Source organism: Novosphingobium beihaiense (assembly GCF_022832375.1).
Lineage (GTDB): Bacteria > Pseudomonadota > Alphaproteobacteria > Sphingomonadales > Sphingomonadaceae > Novosphingobium > Novosphingobium beihaiensis.
This window is the reverse complement of the sequence record NZ_JALHLG010000090.1, coordinates 1-654: the sequence shown is the minus strand read 5'-3', so window position 1 is coordinate 654 and position 654 is coordinate 1. Positions and strand designations below refer to the sequence as shown.

The window sequence follows — 654 nt, the reverse complement described above, 5'->3', positions numbered from 1 at the left end:
TGAAGATAACATACAACACATCACCTTTTACAAACAATACTTTGCTTGATGGTTTTTTATCTTTCACAGAAGGCTAACTTCGGCTTTGCCAACACATCTTAAGTAGATAATTTACCGATCGCTAACATCACCCTCACTCTTTGTCATTACTTTTCTGGCGATCGCGTTACGAACTTGTAAATCGGCGTGCGAATGGTGCCCCCTCCCTGGCTCGGTGATCGGCGCCCAATCGGGGAGCACTCCCCAGGTCATCTATTGTCGCTTGCGATTGAGGCAGGCGACGAGGCGGAGGAACGCAAGTTCAGTTGCGATCGCACGGTTCAGCCGAAGCCCAAGCTCGGTCCCCACATTACCGAACTCAAGCGGTTACTGGTGGAGAACGAACGCAAGCCGCGGCGCGAACGGCTGACGCGGATCCGGCTGATCGAGGCGTTGCGGGCGCAAGGCTCTGAAACCGTTCGCCGCCATGCCCGCCGCTGGCAGCGCGAGGAAGGATGATGGAGCGCCATGAGATCATCGGCCTGATGGCCGAGTTGAAGCTCGCCGGCATGCATCACGCCTATGACGAGGTCATTGCCGACGCCCTCAAGCGCCAGCATCCCGTTCAGCACGTCGTTGGCGACCTGCTGAAGGCCGAGGCCGCCGAGAAGCACG

Annotated in this window: 1 protein-coding gene; it reads left to right on the top strand. The window is 57.0% G+C overall.

Annotated elements, in window-relative coordinates; all coding sequences use genetic code 11:
• Positions 1–255 precede the first annotated feature (255 nt).
• Complete coding sequence (locus MTR66_RS21045; protein WP_243924689.1) at positions 256–498, top strand: hypothetical protein; 243 nt, start codon at positions 256–258, stop codon at positions 496–498.
• The last annotated feature ends 156 nt before the right edge of the window (positions 499–654 follow it).